23 protein-coding genes and 3 pseudogenes are annotated in these 26660 nt (G+C 53.6%); 25 read left to right on the top strand and 1 reads right to left on the bottom strand.

The features are described 5' to 3' along the window. The 13 genes and pseudogenes from BFR47_RS19450 to BFR47_RS12580 all read left to right on the top strand — a co-directional run. Window positions 1–84, top strand: a pseudogene (locus BFR47_RS19450) (adenylyl-sulfate kinase); the annotation flags it as partial. Between the two features lie 85 nt (window positions 85–169). Continuing rightward, window positions 170–1894, top strand: coding sequence for an SLC13 family permease (locus BFR47_RS12625; RefSeq protein WP_071473391.1), 1725 nt, complete (start codon window positions 170–172; stop codon window positions 1892–1894). 174 nt (window positions 1895–2068) lie between these two features. After that, window positions 2069–2272: pseudogene (locus BFR47_RS17550) on the top strand (transposase); the annotation flags it as partial. A 227-nt stretch (window positions 2273–2499) separates the two neighbouring features. Continuing rightward, window positions 2500–3003 (top strand): glycosyltransferase family 2 protein, encoded by a 504-nt coding sequence (locus tag BFR47_RS17545; RefSeq protein ID WP_175514110.1) that lies wholly within the window; start codon window positions 2500–2502, stop codon window positions 3001–3003. A gap of 599 nt (window positions 3004–3602) precedes the next feature. Then, the gene (locus tag BFR47_RS12620; protein WP_139215177.1) at window positions 3603–4802 is read left to right on the top strand and encodes a glycosyltransferase family 4 protein; all 1200 of its coding nucleotides are present in this window, start codon (window positions 3603–3605) and stop codon (window positions 4800–4802) included. Window positions 4803–4827: 25 nt separating this feature from the next. Continuing rightward, window positions 4828–6120: a Vi polysaccharide biosynthesis UDP-N-acetylglucosamine C-6 dehydrogenase TviB gene (gene tviB / locus BFR47_RS12615; protein WP_071473389.1), complete on the top strand. Its 1293-nt coding sequence runs from the start codon at window positions 4828–4830 to the stop codon at window positions 6118–6120. 51 nt (window positions 6121–6171) lie between these two features. After that, a complete protein-coding gene (locus tag BFR47_RS12610; RefSeq protein WP_071473388.1) occupies window positions 6172–7194 on the top strand; it encodes an NAD-dependent epimerase/dehydratase family protein in 1023 nt (340 codons plus the stop codon). A gap of 7 nt (window positions 7195–7201) precedes the next feature. Beyond that, window positions 7202–8338, top strand: coding sequence for a glycosyltransferase family 4 protein (locus tag BFR47_RS12605; protein ID WP_071473387.1), 1137 nt, complete (start codon window positions 7202–7204; stop codon window positions 8336–8338). Further along, window positions 8335–9291, top strand: a complete 957-nt coding sequence (locus tag BFR47_RS12600) for a UDP-glucose 4-epimerase family protein (RefSeq protein WP_071473386.1) — start codon at window positions 8335–8337, stop codon at window positions 9289–9291. The genes BFR47_RS12605 and BFR47_RS12600 overlap by 4 nt, the downstream gene beginning before the upstream one ends. Then, a complete protein-coding gene (locus tag BFR47_RS12595) occupies window positions 9275–9826 on the top strand; it encodes a sugar transferase (protein ID WP_071473385.1) in 552 nt (183 codons plus the stop codon). The genes BFR47_RS12600 and BFR47_RS12595 overlap by 17 nt, the downstream gene beginning before the upstream one ends. A gap of 46 nt (window positions 9827–9872) precedes the next feature. Next, window positions 9873–11831 (top strand): polysaccharide biosynthesis protein, encoded by a 1959-nt coding sequence (locus BFR47_RS12590; RefSeq protein ID WP_071473384.1) that lies wholly within the window; start codon window positions 9873–9875, stop codon window positions 11829–11831. A gap of 155 nt (window positions 11832–11986) precedes the next feature. Further along, complete coding sequence (locus BFR47_RS18045) at window positions 11987–12505, top strand: hypothetical protein (RefSeq protein WP_175514109.1); 519 nt, start codon at window positions 11987–11989, stop codon at window positions 12503–12505. After that, complete coding sequence (locus BFR47_RS12580; RefSeq protein ID WP_175514108.1) at window positions 12432–13307, top strand: O-antigen ligase family protein; 876 nt, start codon at window positions 12432–12434, stop codon at window positions 13305–13307. The genes BFR47_RS18045 and BFR47_RS12580 overlap by 74 nt, the downstream gene beginning before the upstream one ends. A 107-nt stretch (window positions 13308–13414) precedes the next feature. Here the strand turns inward: BFR47_RS12580 and map are convergent, their stop codons facing one another. Continuing rightward, a complete protein-coding gene (gene map, locus BFR47_RS12575; RefSeq protein ID WP_071473381.1) occupies window positions 13415–14206 on the bottom strand; it encodes a type I methionyl aminopeptidase in 792 nt (263 codons plus the stop codon). Window positions 14207–14557: 351 nt separating this feature from the next. Here map and rpsB point away from each other — a divergent pair, with 351 nt between their 5' ends. The 12 genes and pseudogenes from rpsB to fabZ all read left to right on the top strand — a co-directional run bounded on the left by rpsB (window position 14558) and on the right by fabZ (window position 26660). After that, on the top strand, window positions 14558–15283 hold the full coding sequence (gene rpsB, locus BFR47_RS12570) for a 30S ribosomal protein S2 (protein ID WP_071473380.1): 726 nt from the start codon (window positions 14558–14560) through the stop codon (window positions 15281–15283). A 107-nt stretch (window positions 15284–15390) separates the two neighbouring features. Continuing rightward, the gene (gene tsf / locus BFR47_RS12565; RefSeq protein WP_071473379.1) at window positions 15391–16269 is read left to right on the top strand and encodes a translation elongation factor Ts; all 879 of its coding nucleotides are present in this window, start codon (window positions 15391–15393) and stop codon (window positions 16267–16269) included. A gap of 71 nt (window positions 16270–16340) precedes the next feature. Continuing rightward, a complete protein-coding gene (pyrH, locus tag BFR47_RS12560) occupies window positions 16341–17069 on the top strand; it encodes a UMP kinase (protein WP_071473378.1) in 729 nt (242 codons plus the stop codon). A gap of 73 nt (window positions 17070–17142) precedes the next feature. Next, a complete protein-coding gene (gene frr / locus BFR47_RS12555) occupies window positions 17143–17700 on the top strand; it encodes a ribosome recycling factor (RefSeq protein WP_071473377.1) in 558 nt (185 codons plus the stop codon). Between the two features lie 93 nt (window positions 17701–17793). Next, window positions 17794–18552, top strand: a complete 759-nt coding sequence (uppS, locus tag BFR47_RS12550; RefSeq protein ID WP_071473376.1) for a polyprenyl diphosphate synthase — start codon at window positions 17794–17796, stop codon at window positions 18550–18552. Between the two features lie 141 nt (window positions 18553–18693). Then, entirely contained in the window at window positions 18694–19497 is an 804-nt protein-coding gene (locus tag BFR47_RS12545; RefSeq protein ID WP_425434011.1) for a phosphatidate cytidylyltransferase, read from the top strand. Beyond that, complete coding sequence (gene ispC / locus BFR47_RS12540; protein ID WP_071473374.1) at window positions 19497–20687, top strand: 1-deoxy-D-xylulose-5-phosphate reductoisomerase; 1191 nt, start codon at window positions 19497–19499, stop codon at window positions 20685–20687. Before BFR47_RS12545 ends, ispC begins: the two co-directional genes overlap by 1 nt. Further along, window positions 20687–22036, top strand: a complete 1350-nt coding sequence (gene rseP, locus BFR47_RS12535) for a sigma E protease regulator RseP (protein ID WP_071473373.1) — start codon at window positions 20687–20689, stop codon at window positions 22034–22036. Before ispC ends, rseP begins: the two co-directional genes overlap by 1 nt. Before the next feature lie 29 nt (window positions 22037–22065). Beyond that, window positions 22066–24517 (top strand): annotated as a pseudogene (gene bamA / locus BFR47_RS12530) (outer membrane protein assembly factor BamA). A 104-nt stretch (window positions 24518–24621) separates the two neighbouring features. Then, window positions 24622–25116: an OmpH/Skp family outer membrane protein gene (locus tag BFR47_RS12525; RefSeq protein ID WP_071473406.1), complete on the top strand. Its 495-nt coding sequence runs from the start codon at window positions 24622–24624 to the stop codon at window positions 25114–25116. 27 nt (window positions 25117–25143) lie between these two features. Continuing rightward, on the top strand, window positions 25144–26166 hold the full coding sequence (lpxD, locus tag BFR47_RS12520; protein WP_071473372.1) for a UDP-3-O-(3-hydroxymyristoyl)glucosamine N-acyltransferase: 1023 nt from the start codon (window positions 25144–25146) through the stop codon (window positions 26164–26166). 32 nt (window positions 26167–26198) lie between these two features. Further along, entirely contained in the window at window positions 26199–26660 is a 462-nt protein-coding gene (fabZ, locus tag BFR47_RS12515; protein ID WP_071473405.1) for a 3-hydroxyacyl-ACP dehydratase FabZ, read from the top strand.

The following is a 26660-nucleotide window of genomic DNA, read 5'->3' as shown; positions in this document are numbered from 1 at the left end:
AAGCCCGTCGCGGCGAGCTGAAAAACTTCACCGGCATCGACTCGGCCTACGAGCAGCCGGAAGCGGCGGAAATCCACCTGGATACCACGCGGCTTAGTGCCGACGAAGCAGCCGATGAAGTGATCCAATTACTTAAAGAAAAGGGTGTTTTGTTGGGCTCTGTTTTTGAATGAGTGAAGCTGTTGTTGCCTGCGTGCTGGCTGCTCTGATTACGACATTAGTTTTCACTCGTATCAGGCCACTGTATGCCTTTGGCGGTGCCATGCTGATTTTTTATTTCAGTGGTTTGCTCAGTAAAGAACAGCTGTTGCTGAATTTTGTTAACGAGTCACTGCTCAGCCTGTTTCTGCTTTTGATAGCCTCACTGGCACTGGAAAAAACCAGCCTGGTGCATGATCTGGCTGGCTGGCTGTTAAAAGGCAGTGAACGAAAGGTGCTGCTAAAGCTGATGAGTGGAGCAGGGCTGCTTTCTTCCGTTACCAACAACACCGCCGTTGTTGCTACCTTGATGGGGCCAATAAAGCGTAATCGAGTAATGGCACCCAGCCGGTTGTTGATCCCACTTTCTTATGCTGCCATTCTGGGCGGTGTGCTTACATTGGTAGGCACTTCAACCAACCTAATTATTGATGGTCTGGCCAGAAATGCCGGTTTGCCGGGGTTTTCGTTTTTTGACTTTACTCTGGTGGGGGCTCCGGTATTTGTGGGCGGCCTGTTGGTGCTTCTGCTTTGCTACAAGCTGTTGCCTGAAAATGGCGTTTCAGAGCACAGTATCAACGAGCATTATTTTACCGAGCTCAGGCTGTGTACAGCTGCCCCCATGGTGGGTAAAACCGTGGCTGAAGCCGGGCTAAGGCAGCTTGAATCCTTGTTTCTGGTAGAACTGGTGCGAGACGGGAGCCTGATGTCCCCTGTTAAGCCCACCGAGGCTTTGCAGGCAGAAGACAGGTTGGTGTTTTCCGGCAATATGGCCGAGGTGAATAAACTGCTGGCACTACCCGGCCTTGAGCTTGCTCATAGTCAATCCGGTTTGTTGCAGCGTAACTTGGTAGAAGTGGTGATAAGCCCGTCTTCAACCCTGGTTAACAGCACCATTCGTGATGCGGCATTTCGCAGCCAGTTCGACTCTGCCGTAGTGGCCGTGCGCCGTGGCAGCCAACGCCTTGCGGGAGGGCTGGGCAAGCTGGCATTGCGCCCGGGTGATGTATTGGTGCTGGCAGTTGGAGATGACTTTAATACCAGGCCGAATCTTGCCCGTAATTTTGTCATGGTAAGTGGCATGCCAGACAGCACTCAGAACGGCGGATGGCGTGGTACCAGCATAGTAGTGGGGTTCTTTTCAGCGCTGTTACTGGCCGCCACGAGTGTACTCAGCCTGCTGGATGCCATGATGCTACTGTTATTGGTTTATCTGATGTCTGGCGTATTGTCAGCATCGGAAATTCGCCGGCGGGCTCCGGTTGAGCTGGCACTTATCATTGGCTGTGCGCTGGGTGTAGCCCAGGCCATGCTGAACTCCGGACTGGCAAATATCATGGCGGAGCAGATTATTGACCTGTTTTCTCAGTGGGAATTATGGGGAGCACTGGTGGGCTTATACCTCACCACCTGGCTGTTGACCGAGTTGATTACCAATAACGCCGCCGCTGCATTGGCGTTTCCCATTGGCATTGCCATAGCCGAGCAATATCAGGTTGATGCCAAACCCTTGCTGCTGACCATCGCCTTCGCTGCAAGTGCGTCGTTCTTAACCCCTTACGGTTATCAAACTAACCTGATGGTATACAGCGCTGGTAACTACCGCTATATGGATTACGTTCGCACAGGGCTGCCACTGGCGCTGGTTTATGGGGGGATGGTTTGTGGGTTGGTGCCGTGGATATATTTTGATTGACCCCGAGCTTGCTATTAAGAGGAAATATAGCTGAGCACGCTCTACTCACCACCTGCTGCACTGGACGCTGGATATCGCCTTTAACGAAGGCCAACGGCGTTGTTTCCTAAATCAGAGAACTATCTGCTTCTCCCGTGATCCGATCTCCTGACGAACGGACTCAGGAGCAGAACGATGGGCAAGGCACGACACAACATCAGTAACTGGCGGCAGTACAATCGAGCCTTGATTAATCGCGGTTCACTCATCTTCTGGATCGATAAACAGGCTATCAATCAGTGGCATTGCCATGAGCACCATGGCTGCAGTGGACGTTGTTTCCAATACAGCGATAGTACCATTGAAACGGCGCTGATGCTTACAGCCTTCTTCAGCTTGCTTTCTTTACCTGGCAGCAGATCCTTAATTAGTTCTCATTGATTGTTTCGTAGCCAGTAGTGTTCTTGTCAGCGATTACCCCAAATGCAACAAGGGGAGCGAGTTAGGCTTTATACATCAAATGAGAATGCACATTAGGGGCTCGTGATTTGTCCTGCCCTATATTTATTGGTTGTATTTGTATTCTTTTACTTTTTTAGTAGTTGTTTTTATATTTGGATAGTATAGTGAATTTAAAACATCCCTTTATTAGTGTTATCATACCTACTTATCATGATTGGCAACGGTTGCAATTATGCTTGGACGCGATAGATACACAATCATACCCAAAAGAAAAATTTGAAATAATAGTTGTAAATAATGACCCTTTAGATTTTCCCAGCGGAATGACATGGCCGAATAATTGCTCTGTTGTTGTCGAGTCTAAATCTGGGTCTTATGCTGCCAGAAACAAAGGGGCTTCACATGCAAAAGGGAAAGTTTTTAGCTTTACAGATGCAGATTGTATACCTGATAAGAATTGGCTTTCTGAAATAGCATCTCATTATTCATATAATAAAGGGATTTTGTCAGGCTCCGTCATTATGTTTAGTATGAGAGCTAACAATAAACTTAATTTTACAGAAAGTTATGATTACATTTTTGGTATAAATCAAGAGATTTACAAGAGAAGTAAAGTGGCAGCGACAGCGAATTTGAGCGTGACTTCTGAAGAGTTTTTTTTTAAATGACGGGTTTCGTTCTGACATGTTTTCCGGTGGTGATATTGACTTTTGCAAACGAGCAATAAATAAAGGAATAAAATTCAACTTTAGTGAAAGTAGTTATGTTAATCACCCTCTCAGGAATAATTTCAAAGATCTGATTGTTAAGGCAAAGCGATTGTCGGGTGGGAAGGTTTATCAAAATAAGTTTAAAGGTATATTTTTGGCAATGATGCCTCCGTTGGTTAGGTTGAAAATTCTTTTTTTTGAAAAAAAAGCACCATTAGCATTAAAGTTAAATGTTTTATAGTTCTTTTTTATATAAAAATAATACAGTTTTTTGAAGCGTTATTTGTCTTTGTAGGTGCAAAGTGTGAACGGGAATAAGTATTCTTGTTGAAAGTGTGCTTGTTGATGTTTTTTTATTTTTTATTTTCCCTGTATTCATATATTTATACTAAGCTATCTCTATTTTGACTATATTTAAGTCGATCGTTGAATATAGGCAGGGTTGTGATCGGTAACGCAATGATATAGATTGAATTTTTTATATCGGCTTAGTGTTAAAAAGTAGGAAGTGGTGGTGAAGCTGTTAGGTTTTAATTATCCAAAATAACTAACTTAACTTGTTCATCGTCGTCACTATACCTTCTAATGCTTTTGATTTGTTCCGGGAAGGGTTTAATGTTGCACGCTACATCCGACTTAATTTTCATTCGTTGATAGTAAAGGCCAATTGGTGGTTTTGTAAAATGATAATAAGTTTTATTTCTTCAAATAAAGGTGGCGGCGCCGAACTTCTTGTTCACGAGTTACATAAAATATTTTTTTCATACAGCGCAGATACCACTACAATATATTTTAACAATAGTGCTGATGGTTTAGTAGAAAATGAAATGATTATGGGTGTAAATCCACGTAGTCTTTTCAATATCTTTCGCATTAGGTCGCTGTTGAAAAAAATGTTAATATGTGCCAACGATGATCTAGTTGTTCATGTTCATCTAACTTGGCCTTTTTTCTATGTTACGTTAGCATCACTTGGTTTAAACAACATAAAGTTGATTTACACTGAGCACAACACGACTAACAAGAGACGCAGAATTCCTCTGTTCTGGTTATTCGAGCGCCTACTGTATTCACGCTACTCCAAGATCATTTGCATCAGCCACGGTGTTCATGAATCGTTGGCGAAATGGCTAGGCCCATACCTTGCGCAGCGTTTGGTTACCATACCTAATGGGTCACGTATCTACACACAGGCTAACCGGCATAGCCTGCATGATCGTTTGCCGCGCTTGGTTTCAGTCGGTTCATTAACATCAAAAAAAAAAAATTTTGCAACGGCCATACGTGCCATTGCACAGCTACGGGACGAAGTCGAGGGCTATACCATCATCGGTGAAGGCCCTGAACGCAGTCGGTTGGAGCAGATCATCAAAAGTGAGAGACTGGATAATAAGGTTCAATTGGCTGGCTGGTCAGATGAAATTGAAGCGCATCTTCATGCCTCAGATATTCAATTGATTCCATCACTTTGGGAAGGGTTCGGATTGGTTGCTGTTGAGGGTATGTCAACAGGGTTACCTGTGGTGGCATCCAATGTTGCTGGCTTGTGTGAAGTGCTTGATGAGTCGAATCCATCAGTGACGTTAATTAACCAAACAGATTCTGTTGATGAGTGGGTTGCTGGCATTCGCAAGGCTGTTGTTGATCTGAATAGACTTGGAATAAGCCACATTGCCCAATCCTCAAGACGGCAGGCTGAAAAGTTTACGTTGGAACAAATGGCTGAACGTTATCTAGATGTTTACAGACAGAAATAATTGCATTTATTCCATGCGAGTGCATATGGAGAATTTTAAATTGGTTACCGCATTGATTCAAAAAGTCGCCATCATCGGCCTTGGCTACGTAGGGCTCCCCCTTGCTGTAGAGTTCGGTAAAAAATACCCCACACTGGGTTTTGATATTAATGCTGCACGCTTGGCTGAACTCCAGCAGGGCCACGACAGTACGTTGGAAGTTGAAGATGAAGAGTTGGCTGGGGCCAAACACCTTTCATACAGCAGCTTACTAGATGATCTTAAAGCCTGTAATGTGTTTATCGTGACTGTTCCTACACCAATTAATGAGCACAAACAGCCTGAACTCACTCCACTGCTCAAGGCCAGTGAAACCATCGGACTGGTTCTTAAAAAGGGCGATATAGTTATTTACGAGTCCACCGTCTACCCGGGAGCTACGGAAGAAAACTGTGTTCCGGTGCTGGAACGGGTATCTGGTCTTAAGTTTAATCAGGATTTTTTCTGCGGTTATAGCCCAGAACGGATTAATCCCGGTGACAAAGATCATCGAATAACCAATATTCTCAAGGTGACATCAGGATCAACACCAGAAGTTGCCGAAATTGTTGATAAGCTTTACAGCTCCATCATCACGGCAGGTACATACAAGGCCAGCTCCATCAAAGTAGCAGAAGCCGCTAAGGTGATAGAAAACACTCAGCGTGATGTGAATATCGGCCTTATCAATGAACTGGCGCTGATCTTCAACAAGCTTGGAATAGATACCGAAGAGGTGCTGAAAGCAGCTGGTACTAAGTGGAATTTTCTTCCGTTTCGCCCGGGTTTGGTAGGAGGTCACTGTATTGGAGTTGACCCCTATTACCTTACTCACAAGGCGCAGTCGGTGGGGTATCACCCCGAAATTATTCTGGCGGGTCGTCGGTTAAATGATGGTATGGGCGCTTATGTTGCCAGCCAGTTGGTCAAGGCTATGCTAAAAAAGCGAATCCATGTGGAAGGAGCCAAGGTTCTGGTAATGGGGCTTACATTTAAAGAGAACTGTCCGGATCTGCGCAATACCAAGGTGGTTGATATCATCAGCGAGCTGCAGGATTACGGTGTTAAGGTGGACAGCTATGATCCTTGGATCAATCCGAAAGAAGCCGAATATGAATATGCCATTACACCGATCGAGCAGCCGCAAGCGGGAGAATATGATGCTGTTGTAATGGCGGTGGCACATAACCAATTTTCCACCATGGGCGTTGAGCAGATCCGAGCCTTGTGCAGGCCTGAGCATATACTTTATGATTTGAAGTACATCTTGCCGGCTGACGCCAGCGATCTTCGCCTGTAACTGTCTTCTTTAAAGCATAATTAAGGGCGCCCTTGGTCGGGCGTATGGACTATGACTGCCTACTCACAATTGCTTGAAACTCTACCTGCCAACCCAAAAAATTGGCTTATCACCGGTGTGGCCGGTTTTATCGGTTCCAACCTGCTGGAGCACCTGCTTAAACTGAACCAGCGCGTGGTGGGCCTGGACAACTTCGTTACCGGCCATCAGTACAACCTGGATGAAGTGCAGCGGTTGGTCAGCCCGGAACAGTGGGCGGGGTTTACCTTCATCGAAGGTGATATCCGTAACCTGGACGATTGCAATAAAGCCTGTGCCGGGGTGGATTACGTGTTGCATCAGGCCGCACTTGGCTCGGTACCGCGCTCCATCAATGATCCCATCACCACCAATGCCACCAACATCAGCGGTTTTCTGAATATGTTGGCGGCTGCGCGTGATGCCGGGGCAAAGAGCTTCACCTACGCTGCCAGCAGCTCTACCTACGGTGACCACCCGGCCCTGCCCAAGGTGGAAGAGAATATCGGCAAGCCGTTGTCGCCCTATGCGGTGACCAAGTATGTCAACGAGCTGTACGCCGATGTGTTCGCCAAAACTTATGGCTTCAATACTATCGGTCTGCGCTATTTCAACGTGTTCGGCAAGCGCCAAGATCCGAACGGTGCCTACGCCGCGGTAATCCCGAAGTGGACTGCCGCCATGATTCAAGGCGATGAGGTGTTCATCAACGGTGATGGTGAAACCAGCCGTGACTTCTGCTTTATCGAGAATGCTGTGCAAGCTAATTTGTTGGCAGCCACTGCAGGTGAAGATGCTAAAAACGAAGTTTATAACGTGGCCTTGGGTGATCGCACTACGCTGAATGATCTTTACGGTGCCCTGCAGGCTGCCTTGGCTGAAAACGGCAAGCCTTATGAAAATGCACCGGTGTATCGTGACTTCCGTGCCGGCGATGTACGTCATTCGCAGGCGGATATCGGTAAGGCCACCGGCAAATTGGGCTACGCGCCGGAATACCGCATCATGGACGGCATAGCCAAGGCTATGCCTTGGTATATTGAGAATGTAGGATAAACGAAATTTGTCTAACCAATCAAACGTTATCCTTTTCGTGGTGAATGCGCCGGAGTTCTTTCTGTCCCACCGTTTTCCTTTGGCTGTCGCAGCGAAAAAATCCGGCTACGAGGTGCATGTTGCAACAGCTGAAGGCCCCGATATCGAGCGTATTCAAGCTCAGGGCTTTATCCATCATGTAGTGCCCTTTGCACGAAGTGGTCAGAATCCGCTTAATGAACTGGGCACACTGCTGTGCCTGACCAAACTATTCCGGCGTGTAAAACCTTCACTGGTACATCTTATTACCATTAAACCGGTACTTTATGGTGGTATTGCTGCACGGCTGGCCGGGGTTAAATCCGTGGTGAGCGCCGTTTCTGGTTTGGGAACGGTTTTTCTGGCAGAGTCGGCAGCTGCTCGTTTGCGCCGTTGGCTGGTAACCGTGATGTATCGTTCTGCATTTAAGCAGAGTCACCTGGCGGTTATTTTTCAGAACCCGGATGATCGTGATGCTTTGCTAACGCTTAAAGCCTTGATGCCTGAGCAGGCTCGCATGATACGTGGCTCTGGAGTTACGTTGTCAGATTATTCGTATGTGCCTGAACCCGAGGGTAAACCTGTCGTAGTGATGGCGGCGCGCCTGCTCAAGGACAAAGGTGTGTTTGAGTTTGTAGAGGCCGCAAGGCTGTTGAAACAGCGCGGTGTGTCGGTAGAAATGCGGATGATTGGCTCGCCTGATCCGGGTAACCCTACCAGTGTGAACCAGCAGGAACTGGATCAGTGGGCTGCCGAAGGCCAGGTTGAATTCTTGGGTTACCGTAAGGATATTGCAGAGCAATATGCAGCGGCTAACATTGTCTGTTTGCCATCGTATCGTGAAGGTTTGCCAAAGAGCCTGGTTGAGGCGGCTGCCAGTGGCCGTATCGTTGTGACCACAGATGTACCAGGATGCAGAGATGCAATTATACCTGATAAAACCGGACTTTTAGTGCCGGTAAAAAATGCTGTGGCTCTGGCCGATGTCATTGAAACATTGATTGATTCTCCTGACCTGCGTAAGCGAATGGGGCAAGCCGGCAGGGCTTTGGCTGAAGATGCTTTTGCGATTGAAAAGATCGTTGAGCAGCATATGGATATTTATCAGGAGCTTCTTAAACCATGATGGGACAAAGCAATGTGTTGGTGACAGGAGCTACCGGATTCGTAGGGCAGGTGTTGGTGGGGCAGTTGCTTCAGAATTTGCGTCACTTTGTCACGGTAGCGCTTCGCTCAGATACGAGATTCGATTCTTGTTCTGCACGCGTGGTTGGAGATTTTACCGATCAAACTGACTGGTCATCAGCTCTTGCTGATCAAAAAACAGTCATCCACACTGCCGCCCGTGCTCATATCATGAAAGATGAATTTGCCGATCCTTTGGGCGAGTACCGCAAGGTCAACGTGGGGGGAACACTCAATCTTGCTCGCCAGGCGGCCGAGGCTGGGGTAAGACGCTTTATCTTTATCAGCTCTATCAAGGTGAACGGTGAGCAAACGCCTGTTGGCAAGCCCTTTACGGCTGAAGATGCACCTGCACCCGAAGATGCCTATGGCATTTCCAAGTGGGAAGCCGAGCAGGGGTTGCAGCAACTGGCTGCGGAAACCGGGATGGAGGTCGTTATTATCCGCCCGCCACTGGTCTACGGACCCGGTGTTAAAGGTAACTTTGCCAGTATGAACCGACTGGTAGCAAAGGGTCTGCCGTTGCCTTTAGGGGCTATTCACAACCAGCGCTCGCTGGTTGCACTCGATAATCTGGTTGATCTCATCATCACCTGCATCGATCATCCTGCTGCCGCTAATCAGGTTTTTCTGGCGGGAGACGGCTCAGATCTGTCTACCACCGAGTTGTTGCGTGGTGTAGCCAAGGCCATGGACAAGCCCTCTCGGCTCATTCCTGTACCGGCCGGTTTGCTGCAGTTTGCAGCAACCATACTGGGTAAAAAGGCTATGGCGCAGCGCTTGCTGGGATCCTTACAAGTCGATATTACTAAAACTCGTGAGCTACTGGGCTGGACGCCACCATTCACGGTAGAGCAGGGGCTAAAGAGGTGTTTTGATGATTCGGTTGTTTGATATTGTTTTTTCGTTGTTGGGGCTGGTGTGCGGTTTTCCGGTACTGTTGCTGCTAACGGTTATCGGCTTTTTCGATACAGGTTCACCCATTTTTCGTCAGATGAGGGTAGGGCGTTATCAAAAGCCGTTTACCTTGGTCAAGTTCCGCACCATGAAGGTAGATACCGCTTCTGTTGCTTCTCACCTGGCCAGCGCCTCTTCCATCACACCCTTTGGCCATTTTTTGCGCCGTACCAAGCTGGATGAACTGCCACAGTTGTGGAATGTGCTGAAAGGTGAAATGAGTCTGGTAGGGCCTCGTCCGGGCTTGTTTAATCAGCAAGAGTTGACGATTGAGCGCGTAAAGCGGGGGGTCTATGATGCCCGGCCAGGTATTACCGGGTTGGCACAGGTGAGCGAGATTGATATGTCTACCCCTGAGTTGTTGGCTGAAACCGATCAGCAGATGATCGGGAACATGACGATAAGTGACTACTTTCGCTATATTTTGATGACGGTAATGGGCAAAGGCGCCGGCGATCGGGTTAAAAGGTAGGTATTTTTGCTTTTAACAATAATAAAAATGTATACGAGCACAGACCATGAATCACACCATTAACTGGCTCTTTCAGCAGCCTCGCTCGGTCAAGCGTATTATCAGCCTGTTGCTGGACACGTTGTTTATTTCACTGGCCTTTTGGGCTGCGTTTTTGCTGCGGCTGGATAGCTCCTATCTGCTGGCTTCTTACAAACACTGGCTGGTACTGGTAACCATGTTGCCGGTTACCTTGCTGTGCTTCATTCGTTTTGGGCTTTATCGGGCCGTGCTGCGTTATCTGGGCTATCACGCTACGGTAACCATGATGGCGGGGGTGGCCGTTTCTGCCGTTACCATGGTGCTGGCGGCTTACTATTTCGGGGCTTTTCTGCCGCGTTCCGTGCCCATTATTTACGGTGTGCTGGCGTTGCTGCTGTGCGGTGGTGCCCGTACCATGGCGAGAGCTCTTTATAACCAGAGTACCAAAAAGCAGAAAACGCCGGTGATCATCTATGGTGCCGGTTCATCCGGCCGTCAGCTCAATACTTCATTGGCATGCAGCAGTGAATATCGTGCCGTGGCCTTTGTCGATGATAATCCCGGCCTGCATAATGTCTTGCTGCAGGGCCTTACCGTATATCCTGCCAATGAGCTGGCCTGGTTGGTGGAGCGTTATGGTGCTCAGAAGCTGCTGCTGGCCATGCCCAGCATTTCGCGTCAGCGTCGGCGCGAGATTGTGGAAGGACTGGAGGCGTTGTCGCTCGATATTCTTACCATTCCCGGCATGGTCGATCTGGTCAGTGGCAAAGCCAAGGTAAACGAGCTGCACGAAATCAGTATTGAAGATTTACTGGGCCGGGATCCGGTAGCGCCGTTTCCCGAGCTGATTGCTGCCAACATCAAGAACAAGGTGGTGATGGTGACGGGTGCGGGTGGCTCGATCGGCTCCGAGTTGTGTCGGCAAATCGTGCAGCAGGGGCCTGTTACCCTGGTGTTGTTCGAAATGTCGGAGTTCGCACTCTATCAGATCGACCAGGAGCTGGTCGGCCTATGCCGGGATGCGGGTTATCCGGTGCGTATTGTGCCGATCATGGCCTCGGTACAACGGCAAAATCGGCTGGAAGCAGTCATGAGCACCTTTGGGGTGCAAACCGTTTATCACGCCGCCGCCTGCAAGCATGTACCTATGGTGGAATATAACGTGGTGGAAGGGGTGCGCAACAATGTGTTTGGCACCTGGCGGGCGGCTGAGGCGGCGATCAACTGCGGGGTAGAGACCTTTGTGCTGATCTCTACCGACAAGGCGGTGCGACCCACCAATGTGATGGGGACCAGCAAGCGACTGGCCGAACTGGTGCTGCAGGGACTGGCTCTGCGCCAGAGCAACACCCGCTTTTGCATGGTGCGGTTTGGCAACGTATTGGGATCTTCCGGCTCCGTGGTACCGTTGTTCAAGCAGCAGATTCGTGCCGGTGGCCCCATCACCGTTACTCATGAAGATATCACCCGTTATTTCATGACCATTCCCGAGGCGGCTCAGCTGGTGATCCAGGCCGGTGCCATGGGCAAGGGCGGTGATGTGTTTGTACTGGACATGGGGGAGCCGGTACGCATTATTGAACTGGCTCGCAAGATGATCCGGTTGATGGGATTCGATGTAAAAGACGAACAGCATCCGGATGGGGATATCGAAATAAAAGTCACCGGCCTGCGCCCGGGTGAAAAACTCTATGAAGAGCTGTTGATCGGCGGCAACGAGGCTCCTACCGCTCACCCGCGTATTCGTACCGCCAACGAGGTTCATCTGCCTTGGGATGACGTCGCCAACCTGCTGGACGATCTGGATACTGCCTGCGCGGCCTACAACCAGGAATGGATAAGGCAGTTACTGCTGGATGCTCCCGCGGCGTTCAATCCGCAGGATGGTATTTGCGATCTGGTATGGCAAGATGAGCAGAAATCAGGCTCGACGTCTGTTACCGAGATTGAAGCTATAAAACCGGTGGTGGCGTTAGTGCGGTAAGGTTTTATTATGCGGTGTTACCAGCGGACACACTAGTGCAACCCGTGGATTGTTGAAGCAGGTTAATAAATGGTCTTCGGCTAAGCAGAGGAGTCGATACACATTCTGCTGCCATGTCTTTTAACGGTACAATTAAGATAGTTTGGGAATTATTGATGAATGTCAGTAAGTTAATTGAAAACAACAATTTTATGTCGGCGATGATCTTTTTTTCACTGGCTTTGTCGCTGTCTACGCCTGGAGGCTCTGTAGCTGCCTTTGCTATTCTGTTGCTGGTTTCTTTAATTTACCTGTTCAAGGAAAAAAACAAGCCAGAATTGAATAGCATGGACAAGCTGCTGATATTTACCCTGGTATTTATGTTTTTAACGGTGCTTCCCTCCTTTATCTCGGATGATTTTCGCGGGCGCTATCTTGACCTTTCCTTGCGCTATTTACTTGCCGTGCCCATTTTGCTGTTGTTAATTTACACTCCGCCACGAGCTGCATGGTTGCTGGCAGGAGCCATTGCAGGCGGAGTAACCGCGTTTGGTCTGGCGGTATATCAGTATGTTTATGTTGGAATGCCACGTGTGGATGGCTTTTTGTACAGCATCAACTTTGGCTACCTGGCTTGTACACTGGCGTTTCTGGCTTTATCGGGCATCACTTTTTTTCGAACGGCCCAGTTTTAAAATTGGGGCTCTGATCGGGTTTGTGGCCGCAATTGTGGCGATGTTACTCACCGGCACCCGGGGGGCATTTATCGCCGTGCCGGCACTGATTGCCATTTTCGTCTTTATTTACAGAAAAGAGCTTGGGGCACGACTCTTATTTTTGGTTATTGCGGCTACCTTGTCCACGCCGGTAGCCAGCTATATGGCTGTTCCTCAGGTGCAGCAGCGTTTTGATACGCTGTTTAATGAGCTGAATCGCTATGAAAGCGGTGATGCCGGCAAGGCATATTCTTCCAGTGGCTTGAGGCTTGAACTGTGGACAGCAGCGATGGCCGCGTTTAAGCAAAATCCGCTTTATGGCCTTAATTACAATCAGCGGGAAGCCCTTAATGCCGAGTTGGTAGAAGAGGGAGTGGTGATCCCTCAGGTGCTGACAGTATCTCGTGGTCATGCCCACAGTGAATATTTTGAAGTTCTGGCTGGCCGGGGGAGCTTGGGGGTAATTGCCCTGATGATGTTGTTTCTGGTTCCGGGTGTCATTTTTTTACGAAGGGCTTCGAGCACGGAAGGAAAAGAAAAGGCGCTGGCGGCGACCGGTGTTGTCTTTATTGCCGGATTCATGATCTACGGCTTGAGTGAGGCGCCACTGCAAGGGAATGTGTTATCGGGTAGTTATGCGCTGACGGTAGTCGCCATTTATGCCATGTTGAGACGACCGGTACAGGCTGGCTTACGGGCAGCACCGATACCATACCGGGGCGAGAGCCTGTTTGGAGAAAACGGGCTACTCTCTCCAGCCGAGTTGAACCCGTCAAGTTAGTTACGGTGAACAGTTGCAAGGCGGGTTCACCTATTCCAGCTGAGCTGAACCCGTCAACGTAGTCTGGGCAAACCGTTAGCCAGCGGCGGTGGTTTGCCTTCTCGCTGTCAGCCTACGGCCTTGATCACCCGCGGCAGGTTGTCGTCCTTGCGCAGGGTCAGTACTTCACAGCCGTCTTCGGTCACCAGCAGGGTGTGTTCGTACTGGGCCGACAGGCTGCGGTCCTTGGTTACCACGGTCCAGCCGTCGCCCAGCATCTTGCTCTGGCGCTTGCCCGCGTTGATCATCGGCTCTATGGTCAGGCACATGCCCGCTTCCAGCACTTCACCGGTGCCCGGCTTGCCGTAATGCAGTACCTGAGGCTCTTCGTGGAACTCCGCGCCGATGCCGTGGCCGCAGTATTCCCGCACCACCGAATAGTTGTGCGCCTCGGCGTGCTGCTGAATGGCGGCACCGATGTCGCCCAGGCGTACCCCGTGCTTCACCATCTTGATGCCCAGCTCCATGCACTCCTGGGTCACCCGGCACAGCCGTTCGGCCAGGATGCTGGGCTTGCCGACCATGAACATCTTCGAGGTGTCGCCGTGGTAGCCGTCCTTGATCACGGTGATGTCGATATTGATGATGTCGCCTTCCTTGAGCTTTTTGTCGGCCGGAATGCCGTGACAGATCACGTGGTTCACCGAGGTACAGATCGACTTGGGAAAACCGTGATAGTTCAGCGGTGCCGGAATCGCCTGCTGCTCGTTCACGATATAGTCATGGCAGATCTGATTCAGCTGGTCGGTGGTCACGCCGGCCTTGACGTGCGGTTCGATCATTTCCAGCACTTCGGCGGCCAGACGGCCTGCCACACGCATCTTCTCTATTTCTTCCGGGGTTTTTATGACTATGCTCATATCTGTCTCTGTGGGTTGGCGCCCGAGTGGGGGTTGCGTTGCGTCTCGCAGGGCGGCTATCGGTCATGCCGATAAAAGGGCAAAAATTGTAACGCCAAGCGCGCCCAACTTCCAGTGAGGGAGTCGTGTTTGCAGTGGTTTGATGAATCGCCGCACTGGTGCGGCTCCCGTCTTTATGGTATAAAGCGCGCCGTGATAGCTGTATCTGCGGTATGCCTGCGGGTTTGTGCGGTCACATACATTCACTTTATTTAACACACACACACATCGGCACATGCTCCAGGGTGCCCTTCGGGGTCGGAGTCATGGGATGTGTGGAGGCCTAACCCAATACACTTATTTGAGGAAATCATGGCACAAGTATCTATGCGCGACATGCTGAAAGCCGGCGTTCACTTTGGTCACCAGACTCGTTACTGGAACCCCAAGATGAAGCCGTTCATTTTCGGCGCCAGCAACCGGGTTCACATCATCAACCTGGAAAAAACCGTTCCCATGTTCAACGATGCGTTGAACTACCTGGGCAACGTGGCTTCCAAGAAGGGTAAAATCCTGTTTGTTGGTACCAAGCGCGCAGCCTCTGAAGCCGTTAAAGAAGCCGCTACCAAGTGTGATCAGTTCTACGTCAACCATCGCTGGTTGGGTGGCATGCTGACCAACTGGAAAACCGTACGTCAATCCATCAACCGCCTGAAAGAGCTGGAAAGCCAGTCTCAAGACGGCACCTTCGACAAGCTGACCAAGAAAGAGGCGCTGATGCGTACTCGCGAAATGGAAAAGCTGGAGAAGTCTCTGGGCGGTATCAAGGACATGGGCGGTCTGCCCGACGTATTGTTCGTAGTAGACGCTGACCACGAGCACATCGCCATCAAGGAAGCCAACAACCTGGGCATTCCCGTGGTATCCATCGTGGACACCAACTCTAACCCGGACGGCATCGATTACATCGTTCCCGGTAACGATGACGCCATCCGCGCCGTTCAGCTGTACCTGAACGCCGCCGCTGACGCCGTGACTGCTGCCCGTGCACAAGACTTGGCCGTGCAAGCCGAAGACAACTACGTCGTAGAAGAATAATAAAGTCGAAGCCCAGGCTTCAGCCTTTATTAACCATACGAAAGTAATGGGTTAACAGGGGCCTTGCGCCCCTGTTTTCTTGTAGACCAAGACCGAGGATATTAAACATGGCAACTATTACCGCCGCCCTGGTAAAAGAACTGCGTGAGCGCACTGGCGCCGGCATGATGGATTGTAAAAAAGCCCTGACCGAAGCCAATGGTGACATCGAGCAGGCCATCGAAGACATGCGCAAATCCGGCCAGGCCAAAGCCGCCAAGAAAGCCGGTCGTATCGCCGCCGAAGGTATCATCCTGATGCGTCAGGCCGGCAGCACTGCCGTGATGATCGAACTGAACAGCGAAACTGATTTCGTGGCCAAAGACGCCGGTTTCCGCGCCTTCGGTGACAAGATTGCCGACATCGCCCTGGCGAACAAGATCAACGATCTGGACGCCCTGAAGGCGGCCGAATACGAAAATGGCGAGAGCGTGGAAACCACGCTGACCAACCTGATCGCCAAGATCGGTGAGAACATGAGCCTGCGTCGTATCGTGCTGGTGGAAGGTGACAACCTGACCACTTACCTGCACGGCACTCGTATCGGCGTTATCGCCAACCTGAAAGGCGGTGACGAAGAAGTGGCCAAAGACGTTGCCATGCACGTTGCCGCTTCCAACCCGCAGTTCGTCAAGCCCGAAGACGTATCTGAAGAAGTCGTGGCCAAAGAGCGCGAAATTCAGGTCGACATCGCCATCAACTCCGGCAAGCCGAAAGAAATCGCCGAGAAGATGGTTGAAGGTCGCATGAAGAAGTTCACCGGCGAGATCTCCCTGACCGGTCAGCCGTTCGTCAAGGATCCTTCTATCTCCGTTGCCGATCTGCTCAAGCAGAAAGGCGCCGATGCCATCGGTTTCGTCCGCTTTGAAGTGGGTGAAGGTATCGAGCGTAAAGAAGAAGATTTCGCAGCCGAAGTTCAGGCGCAGATCGCTGCTTCCAAGGGTTAATTCCCGCTGTTTCAGTGCTATCCAGACCGCGACACCCGTCGCGGTCTTTCTATGACCAGGAATAGAAAAGCATGAGTACCAATCCTAAACCCGCATACAGACGCATTCTTCTTAAACTGAGCGGCGAAGCGCTGCAAGGTGAAGAAGGCTTTGGTATTGATCCCGCCGTACTCGAACGTATGGCTCAGGAAATCAAAGAACTGGTTGAACTGGGTGTTCAGGTCGGCCTGGTGATCGGCGGCGGTAACCTGTTTCGTGGTGCGGGCCTGGCCCAGGCGGGCATGAACCGCGTGGTGGGCGACCACATGGGTATGTTGGCGACCGTGATGAACGGCCTTGCCATGCGCGATGCCCTGCACCGTGCTTATGTGAATGCCCGTCTGATGTCTGCTATCACCCTGGAAGGCGTGTGCGACCCTTATAACTGGGCCGATGCCATCAGCCTGTTGCGCAAGGGCAGAGTGGTGATTTTCTCTGCCGGTACCGGCAATCCCTTTTTCACTACCGATTCTGCCGCCTGTTTGCGTGGCATCGAAATTGAAGCCGACGTAGTATTGAAGGCCACCAAGGTGGACGGTGTATTCAGCGACGATCCGATGAAAAATCCCGATGCCGAGCTGTATAGTCAACTCGATTATGATGACGTGCTCGAACGTGAGCTCAAGGTGATGGATCTGGCCGCCTTTACCCTGGCCCGGGATCACAACCTGCCGGTCCGGGTGTTTAACATGAATAAACCGGGTGCTTTGCGGCGCGCGGTCATGGGGGAGACCGAAGGTACCCTCATCAGCCGTAAATAAAGCACTTTACGGCTACCTTATATTTGAGACAGCGGGCGCTGCCCCTTCACGCCATAGCCAAAGGATAAAGACCGTGATTAACGAGATTAAGAACGACGCCAAAACGCGGATGGAAAAGAGTGTTGAATCACTCAAGGGCCAGATGAACAAGGTTCGTACCGGCCGGGCCCACCCCAGCCTGCTGGACACTATTTATGTGGATTACTACGGTACCGCCACGCCGCTGAAGCAGGTCGGTAACATCACCACCGAAGACTCCCGCACCCTGGCCGTGACCGTGTTCGATCGCTCCATGATGAAGGCGGTAGAAAAAGCCATCATGAGTTCCGATCTGGGCCTGAACCCGTCCAGCGCCGGCACCATGATCCGTATTCCGCTGCCCCCCCTGACCGAAGAGCGTCGTAAAGACCTGATCAAGGTGGTGCGTCACGAAGCCGAGCAGGGTCGGGTGGCGATTCGCAACATCCGTCGCGATGCCAACGGTGACCTCAAGGCACTGTTGAAAGACAAGGAGATTTCCGAAGACGACGATCGCCGCGCCCAGGACGACATCCAGAAACTGACCGATCTCTACATCAAACAGATGGACGATGCGCTTGCCGCCAAAGAGAAAGAGTTAATGGAAATCTGATACTTACATCAGGTATAGTAGCCGACGCCGTGTAGCTGCCTGCACGGCGTTTGTCTTTGTGCAGGAGTGATTTCAATGCCAGCGAGCCAAACCATGGCAGCATTCGACGATCCATCCCAGCTCCCCCGTCACGTCGCCATCATCATGGATGGTAACGGTCGCTGGGCCGAGCAGCGCGGAAAATTCCGGGTCAGTGGTCACAAGGCCGGCGTAAAATCGGTGCGGGCGGCGGTCAGCTTCGCCCATCAACTCAAGCTGGATGCCCTGACCCTGTTCGCCTTCTCCAGTGAAAACTGGCGCCGTCCCGAAGATGAAGTCAGTGCCCTGATGAGCCTGTTCATTGCGGTGCTCGGTTCGGAAGTGCGCAAGTTGCACCGTAACAACATCCGGCTGCGGGTGATCGGCGATCACAGCGGTTTCAGCGAGCATCTGCAACGCAAAATTGCCGATGCCGAAGCACTCACTGCCGCCAACACCGGCCTGACCCTCAACATCGCCGCCAACTACGGCGGTCGTTGGGACATCACCCAGGCCTGCCGACGCTTCGGCGAACAGGTCGCGGCCGGCGAGCTTGACCCCGCCGACATTACCGAACAGCATCTGGGCAGCCTGATGACCATGGCCGAGCTGGCACCGGTAGACTTGCTGATCCGCACCGGCGGCGAGCAGCGCATCAGCAATTTTCTGCTGTGGCAGCTGGCCTACGCCGAGCTGCACTTTACTCCCGTACTCTGGCCCGATTTTGATGAAACGGCCTTCAGCGAGGCGATAGCCGCCTTTGTGGGACGAGAGCGCCGCTTTGGCTGCACCGGTGCGCAAATTCGCGCGCTGGCCGGGCGTGGTGAGGAGTGAAAAAGCGTAAGGGGAGAAACGTGAGGAGAACAAGAGTCGGGTGGTTACCCCTCACTCCTCACACATCATCCCTCACTTCAATAAGAGAGGATATTTCTTGTTAAAGCTTAGAATCATCACGCTCTGTGCCTGATCCCCCTGGTGCTGGGCGCCATTTTCCTGTTACCCCTGACGTATTTTTCGCTTTTTGCCTGCGGGGTGTTTCTGCTGGCCGGTAGGGAGTGGGGACGTTTCATCGACCCCCGCAAAGCCAATGTGGTGATGGTCTCGCTGGCCCTGGTGCTGATCGGGTTGATGGCCATGGTCCCCCCCGAACAAATCTGGGCTTCCGGCCTCGATAGTACCGTGTCATGGGTGCTCCATGGCGGGGCCGCCTGGTGGCTGGTTTCGCTGGTCCTGGTGCTGGTTTACCCACGCAGTGCCGCATGCTGGCGGGATCATCTGTGGCTGAAGGCATTGTTTGCGTTGTTCAGCCTGATCCCCTTCTTCTGGGCGCTGCTGGCGTTGCGCAGTTATCAGTATGAACAGGATCCCTATTTCGGTGCCTGGTTGCTGCTGTTCGTGATGTCGCTGGTATGGATGGCCGACACTGGGGCCTACTTTGTCGGCAAGGCGTTCGGCAGGCGCAAGCTGTGTCCCCGGGTCAGCCCGGGCAAGACCCTCGAAGGCATGCTGGGCGGCGTGGTCACGGCCAGCCTGCTGGCGCTGGCGGTGACTCAGGCCATATCGTTGCCGTTGTACGAAAGCCTGGTACTGCTGGTGGCCTCCATCGTGGCGGTGTTTGCCTCGGTGCTGGGCGACCTGGTGGAGAGCATGTTCAAGCGTGAGGCGGGCATCAAGGATTCCGGCCAGATACTGCCGGGTCATGGTGGCATCATGGACCGCATCGACAGCCTCACCGCCGCCCTGCCGGTGTTCATCGTGGTCGTCAGGTTGCTAAGCTGATGGAACTCCTTACCATACTCGGGGCCACCGGCTCCATCGGTCAAAGCACGCTGTCGGTGGTGCGTCGGCATCCCGATCGTTTTCAGGTGTTTGCGCTGAGCGCGCATCGGCAGGTCGAGCGCATGCTGGCCGATTGTCTGGAATTCCAGCCTCTCTATGCGGTGATGGTGGATGACGCGGCGGCGCGGGAGCTGCGCCGGCAACTGACGGAGCAGGGCGGTCACACCCAGGTGCTGAGCGGTGCCGAGGCGTTGTGCGAGGTCTCGGCGGAGCCGGAGGTCACGACCGTGATGGCAGCCATCGTCGGCGCCGCCGGTCTGCTGCCCACGCTGGCGGCGGTGAAAGGCGGCAAACGAGTATTGCTGGCCAACAAGGAAGCGCTGGTAATGAGCGGTGAGCTCTTTATCGACATGGTGCACCGCAGTGGTGCCCAGTTGTTGCCGATCGACAGCGAGCACAACGCCATTTTTCAGTGCCTGCCCGCGGAGCTACAGCAAAACCCGGGGCGGGGCAGCCTGGCGGAGTCGGGGGTCAGCAAGATACTGCTGACCGGCTCCGGCGGCCCCTTCCGTTATACCCCGGTGGAGCAGTTGGCAGGTGTAACCCCGGCCCAGGCGGTGGCGCATCCCAACTGGTCGATGGGGCCGAAGATTTCGGTCGATTCCGCCACCATGATGAACAAAGGACTGGAATACATCGAGGCGCGCTGGTTGTTCAATGCCGCTCCCGCTCAGCTGGAGGTGCTGGTTCACCCGCAGTCGGTGATCCACTCCATGGTGCAGTATTCGGATGGTTCGGTATTGGCTCAGCTCGGCCAGCCGGATATGATGACTCCCATTGCCCATGCGTTGGCTTACCCGGCGCGTATCGCGTCGGGAGTGGCGCCGCTGGACTTTTGCAAGCTCGGCGAACTGAGCTTCATGGCGCCGGACATGGCGCGTTATCCCTGTCTGCAACTGGCCATCGAGGCCTGTGCCAGCGGGCAGGGGGCCACCACGGCGCTCAATGCCGCCAATGAAGAGGCGGTATCGGCATTCCTGGCCGGCAGGCTGGACTTCATGGCGATAGCCTCGGTCAACGAGGCGGTCGTGCAGCAGCTGGGCAGTACGCGGGTGACGAGTCTGGACGAAATCATCGCGCTGGATGATCAGGCGCGTCGTTGTGCCACAGCATTGATAAGGAAAGGCTAATGGGTGACATCTTGTGGAATCTGGGCTCCTTCATTGTCGCGCTGGGGATCCTGGTCGCGGTACACGAATACGGTCATTTCTGGGTAGCCCGGCGCAATGGCGTCAAGGTAGAGCGCTTTTCCATCGGTTTCGGCAAGCCCATCTGGCGACACATGGGCCGGGACGGCACCGAATATGTGCTGGCGATGATCCCGCTGGGCGGTTACGTCAAGATGCTCGACGGGCGGGTAGATGAGGTGCCGGCACATCTGCGGGATCAGGCCTTCGACCGCAAGTCGGTATGGGCGCGAATGGCGATAGTGGTGGCCGGCCCCATGGCCAACTTCGCCTTTGCCATCTTTGCCTTCTGGCTGATGTTTCTGATTGGCGTGCCGGCGGTCAAGCCGGTGCTGAACGAGGTGACTCTGTCCTCGCCGGCGGCCGAAGGCGGCCTGGCACCGGGCATGGAAATTCTGGCCATCGACGGCAAGCCGGTTCGCACCTGGGAAGAGGTGAACTTTGCCCTGCTCGGCCGCCTCGGCGAGGATGATACCCTGTTTGAGGTGCAGGACAGCGCGGGCCAGCGTCGTGAGGCCCGTATTCCGCTGGCCGAATGGCAGTTCAATCCGGATGAAATCTCTCCCATCACCGCCCTGGGGCTGGTGCCGGTGGGGCCGCAGCTGACCCTGACCGTGGCCGAGGTGATCGGTAATGGCCCTGCCGCGGCCGCCGGTGTGCAGCCCGGTGATACCCTGGCGGCCCTGAACGGTGAACCACTGTCAGACTGGCGACAGCTGGTCACGCTGATCCAGGCGTCTCCCGAGATTCCAATGGAACTTCACGTGATCCGTGATGGTCAGAGCCTGAGTCTGACGCTGACGCCGGAGCGGCGTGAAAGTCGTGACCGGGTGATCGGCTATGCGGGCGTGGCACCGGAAGTGATGCCGGTGGCCGATCAGTACCGCTTCGAGCTCAGCTATGGCCCGCTGGCGGCCATCGGTGAAGGTATCAGCCGGACCTGGGATCTGACGGTACTGACCTTTCAGATGATCGGCAAGCTGCTGACCGGCATCGTCTCGGTCGACAACCTGAGCGGCCCCATCTCCATCGCCAAGGGGGCCGGCATCAGTGCCGACTACGGACTGGTCTATTTTCTCAGCTTCATGGCGCTGGTCAGCGTAAACCTCGGGATCATCAATTTGTTGCCACTGCCGGTACTCGATGGTGGCCACCTGCTGTTTTATGTAATAGAAGCGGTGACCGGGCGACCGGTGCCGGAAAAAATACAGGAAATCGGTTTCAAGATTGGCGCTGCGCTATTGATGATGTTGATGGGACTGGCGCTGTTTAATGATTTTGCTCGCCTCTAGGGCGACCGACACAAGGATAAAGTCACACCATGGCATTTAAAGAAAGGGCAGTTAAAAGAAGAGCGGTTCAAAAAACGCTGGTCGCGTCCTGCCTGCTGGGCGCCAGCATGCTGGCCCAGGCACAGGGAACCATGAGTCCTTTTGTGGTGCAGGATATTCAGATCAAGGGGCTGCAGCGCGTCACCCTGGGGGCGACCCTGCTTAGCCTGCCGGTACGGGTCGGTGAAGAAGTGGATGCCGCTCGTCTGTCCGACGCCATCAAGAGCCTTTATGCCTCCGGCAACTTCGAAGATGTGCAGCTGCTGCGTGACGGCGGAGTGCTGGTGGTGCAGGTCACCGAACGCCCGACCATTGCCGGCATCAGCTTCAGCGGCAACAAGGAGATCAAGGAAGAGCAGCTCAAGCAGAGCCTGGAAGGGGCCGGCGTGCGCGTGGGTGAACCGCTGGATCGCACCACCCTGAGCTCGCTCGAGCAGGGGCTGGAAGACTTCTACTACGGCGTGGGCAAATATTCCGCCGAGGTCAAGGCGGTTCTGACGCCGCTGCCGCGCAACCGGGTCGATCTGAAATTCGAATTCGTGGAAGGCCCGGCGGCGGAGATCAAGCAGATCAACATCGTCGGCAACCAGGCGTTCAGCGAAGAGCAGTTGCTGGATCAGCTGGAGCTGTCCGACAGTGTGCCCTGGTGGAACTTCATGGCCGATCAGCGCTATCAGAAGCAGAAGCTGGCCGGTGATATCGAAACCCTGCGTTCCTACTACCGGGACCGGGGTTATCTCAAGGCCGAAGTGACTTCTACCCAGGTGTCCATGTCGCCGGACAAGGAAGGGGTCTATATCACCCTCAACGTCACCGAAGGAGAAAAATACACCCTGTCTGGCGTTAACCTGAGGGGCAACCTGATCGACCGGCAGTCGGAACTGAATGCCCTGATCCCGATGCGGGCCGGGGATCTCTACTCCGCCGCCGATGTGGCGCACATGGAAGAGGTACTGTCCAAGTTCCTCGGCCGCTTCGGTTATGCCTATCCCAAAATTTCCACCTTCCCGCAGATCGATGAAGCGAGCAAGAAAGTGGAGCTGGTGGTCAACATCGACCCCGGCAACCGGGTCTATGTCCGCCGCATCAACTTCGGTGGCAACGTCATTACCAAAGACGAGGTGCTGCGCCGTGAAATGCGCCAGATGGAAGGCGCCCGGCTGTCGAGCGAAGACGTGGAGCAGTCCCGCACCCGCCTGAATCGTCTGGGCTTCTTCGAAACCGTCGAGGTGGAAACCCGTCGTGTTCCCGGTGAAGAGGATCTGGTGGATCTGGACGTCAACGTCAAGGAACAGCCCGCCGGCTCCATCAACTTCGGGGTCGGCTTCGGTACCGACTCCGGTTTCAGCATTCAGGCCGGTCTGGAGCAGGATAACTTCCTCGGCAGCGGTAACCGGGTGGGCATCAGTTCCCAGATGAACGACTACTCCAAGGACGTGTCGCTGGAGTACACCGATCCTTACTTCACCGTCGATGGTGTCAGCCTGGGTGGCCGTCTGTATTACCGGGATTTCGAGGCCGATGACGCCAACCTGGCCGATTACGACAGCACCGTCTACGGTGCCCGGGTGCTGAGCGGTTTCCCCATCAACGAAACCAACAGCCTGAACTTCAGCACCGGCTTCGAGCACACTACCCTGGGCAGACCCGATGACGATGACAGCTATGTACAGCTGGACGATTTCTGGGATCTGCATGGTGGCACCGACGACGATATCAGCTTCAATACCTTCGACATCACCTCCGGCTGGACCCGTAATACGCTGAACCGGGGCTACTTCCCGACCGCCGGTAACCGTCAGAGCCTGTCGCTCAAGGTAACGGTGCCAGGCTCGGATCTGCAGTACTACAAGACCAGCTTCGACGATGCCCATTATTTCCCGCTCGACCGGGAGCATAACTGGGTGTTGTACGGCAAGTTCCGCGCCTCTTACGGTGACGGCTATGGTGATGCCGAGAATGGCAGCCAGGGGCTGCCGTTCTTCGAAAACTACTACGCCGGGGGCTTCAGTACTGCGGGGCTTCAAGAGCAATTCGGTGGGCCCGCGGGCGGTATATAAAAACGATGACGGCACCTTCACCGGCGACGACAGCACCATCGGCGGCAACGCCCTGGTGGCAGCCTCGGCCGAGCTGATCGTGCCCACGCCGTTCGCCGGCGAGGATCTGCAGCGCTCTTTGCGTACCAGCGTCTTCCTGGACGTCGGTACCGTATGGAACACCGAGTACTCGGCGGACTACGCCAGTAACTGTACATATGGCAACAGCTGTGACCTGATCTACGACTTCGGCGATCCGTCCAACTTCCGGGCTTCGGCCGGGGTCAGCATGCAGTGGTTGTCGCCGCTGGGCCCGCTGGTGTTCTCGCTGGCGGCACCGCTGAAGGAAGTGGAAGGGGATCAAACCGAGGTCTTCAACTTCAACATCGGCCGGACGTTCTAACACCCGTGTAGGGGGAGGTTGGGTAGGAGTAAGGGGGTATTTCCCCTCACGCCTCTCCCTTCACTCCCCATATTTACTTAAACAGGAGCTTTGCCTTGAAACAGATGGTTAAAATTTTTGGTGTTATTGCCCTGATGCTGACCGCCGGTCTGGCCCAGGCCCAGAGCGGCAAGATTGCGGTGGTGGACACCGCCGCCGTGTTCCAGAAAATGCCCCAGCGCCAGGCGGTGGCCAGCAAGCTGGAAAGCGAGTTTGGCAGCCGGGTCAAGGAAGTGCAGAAGATGGAAGCCGATGGCCGCAGCTTCATCGAAAAACAGCAAAAAGACATGGCGTTCATGAACGATCAGCAGAAGGCCGAGGCCCAGAAAAAACTGAACGAAATGCAGAGCGCCTATGTACAGAAGCGCCGGGCACTGGAGCAGGATCAGGCCCGCCGTGAAAACGAAGAACGTCAGAAGATGCTGGCGCGCATCAAGACCGCCATCGACGAGATCACCAAGGCCAAAGGCCTGGATCTGGTTATCGAGCGGGGCGCCGTTATCTATGTTTCACCGGCCCTGGATATCACCGAGCAGGTGATCGGCAAGGTCAGCAAGTAAAAGTTTGGTTTTGATGAGAATCTGGTTATGACTATCACGTTACAAGAACTGGCCGGGCATCTGGGTGCCGAGCTCAACGGCGATCCGGCGCTGATCATTCGCCGGGTCAACACCCTGGACAAGGCCGGCCCGGACGAAGTGGCTTTTCTGTCGGACGGCAAGTATCACCACCTGCTGGAAAACACCCGGGCCGGTGCGGTGATTGTCACCGCCGCCGACCAGGCGCTGTGTCCGGTGGCCAGTCTGGTGATGGCCGACCCGTATCTCGGCTTTGCCCTGGCCGCCCAGGCCCTGGACACCACCCCGCAGCCGGCAGTGGATATTCACCCCAGCGCGGTGATTGCCGACGATGTGACCCTGGGTGAAGGCGTGGCCATCGGCGCCAACGCGGTGATCGAGTCCGGTGTGGTACTGGGCGACGGTGTCGTGATCGGCCCCGGCTGTTTCATCGGTAAAGATACCCGGCTCGGTGCCCGCAGCCGGTTGTGGGCCAATGTGACCCTGTATCACAGAGTCACCCTGGGTGAAGACTGTCTGGTACAATCGGGCGCCGTCATTGGTGGCGATGGTTTCGGCTATGCCAACAACAAGGGCGAGTGGGTCAAGATCCCCCAGCTCGGCAACGTAGTCATCGGCAACCGGGTGGAAATCGGCGCCTGCACCACCATCGATCGGGGTGCCCTGGGCGATACCCGTATCAGTGATAACGTGATTATCGACAACCAGTGCCAGATAGCTCACAACGTGGAAATCGGCTATGGCACCGCCGTGGCCGGCGGCACCGTGATGGCAGGTAGTCTAAAAGTCGGTAAATATTGTATTATTGGCGGCGCCGTGGTCATCAATGGCCATATCGAGATCTGTGATGGGGTGACCATCACCGGCATGAGCATGGTAATGCGGCCCATCACCGAGCCTGGTATCTATTCTTCCGGTGTTCCGTTGCAGCCCAATAAAGAATGGCGTAAAACGGCGGCGCGGGTGATGCGCATCGACGATATGCACAAGCGGTTAAACCGGCTTGAAAAGCAGTCAGACAAAAAAAATTAAGCTATTGGTAGGGTTACATTTTGACTAACGAACTGAATAACGAACAGAATCAGTTGGATATCCAGGAAATTCTGGAACTGTTGCCGCACCGCTACCCCTTTCTGATGGTAGACAAGGTGGCACATTATGAAATTAGCCCTGAGCGCAAGACCCTGAGAGGCATCAAGAATGTGTCTTTCAACGAGCCGATGTTCACCGGTCATTTTCCGAACAAGCCGGTGTTTCCGGGGGTGCTGATCCTGGAAGCCATGGCTCAGGCCACCGGCATTCTGGCGTTCAAGATGGTAGGCAAGCCCAAGCCCAACGAGCTGTACTACTTCGCTTCCATCGACAACGCCCGTTTCAAGCGCCCCGTGGTGCCGGGAGATCAACTGGTACTGGACGTGGTTTATCTTAAAGAACGTCGTGGCATCGCCAAATTTACCGGTGTTGCCACCGTCGACGGCGAAGTGGTCTGTACCGCCGAACTGATGTGTGCCAAACGCGAGGGTTGA

The organism is Oceanisphaera psychrotolerans, from assembly GCF_001870485.1.
Taxonomy (GTDB): Bacteria; Pseudomonadota; Gammaproteobacteria; order Enterobacterales; family Aeromonadaceae; genus Oceanimonas; species Oceanimonas psychrotolerans.
The sequence above is the reverse complement of the archived record's forward strand: the minus strand, read 5'-3'. Positions and strand labels throughout refer to the sequence as shown.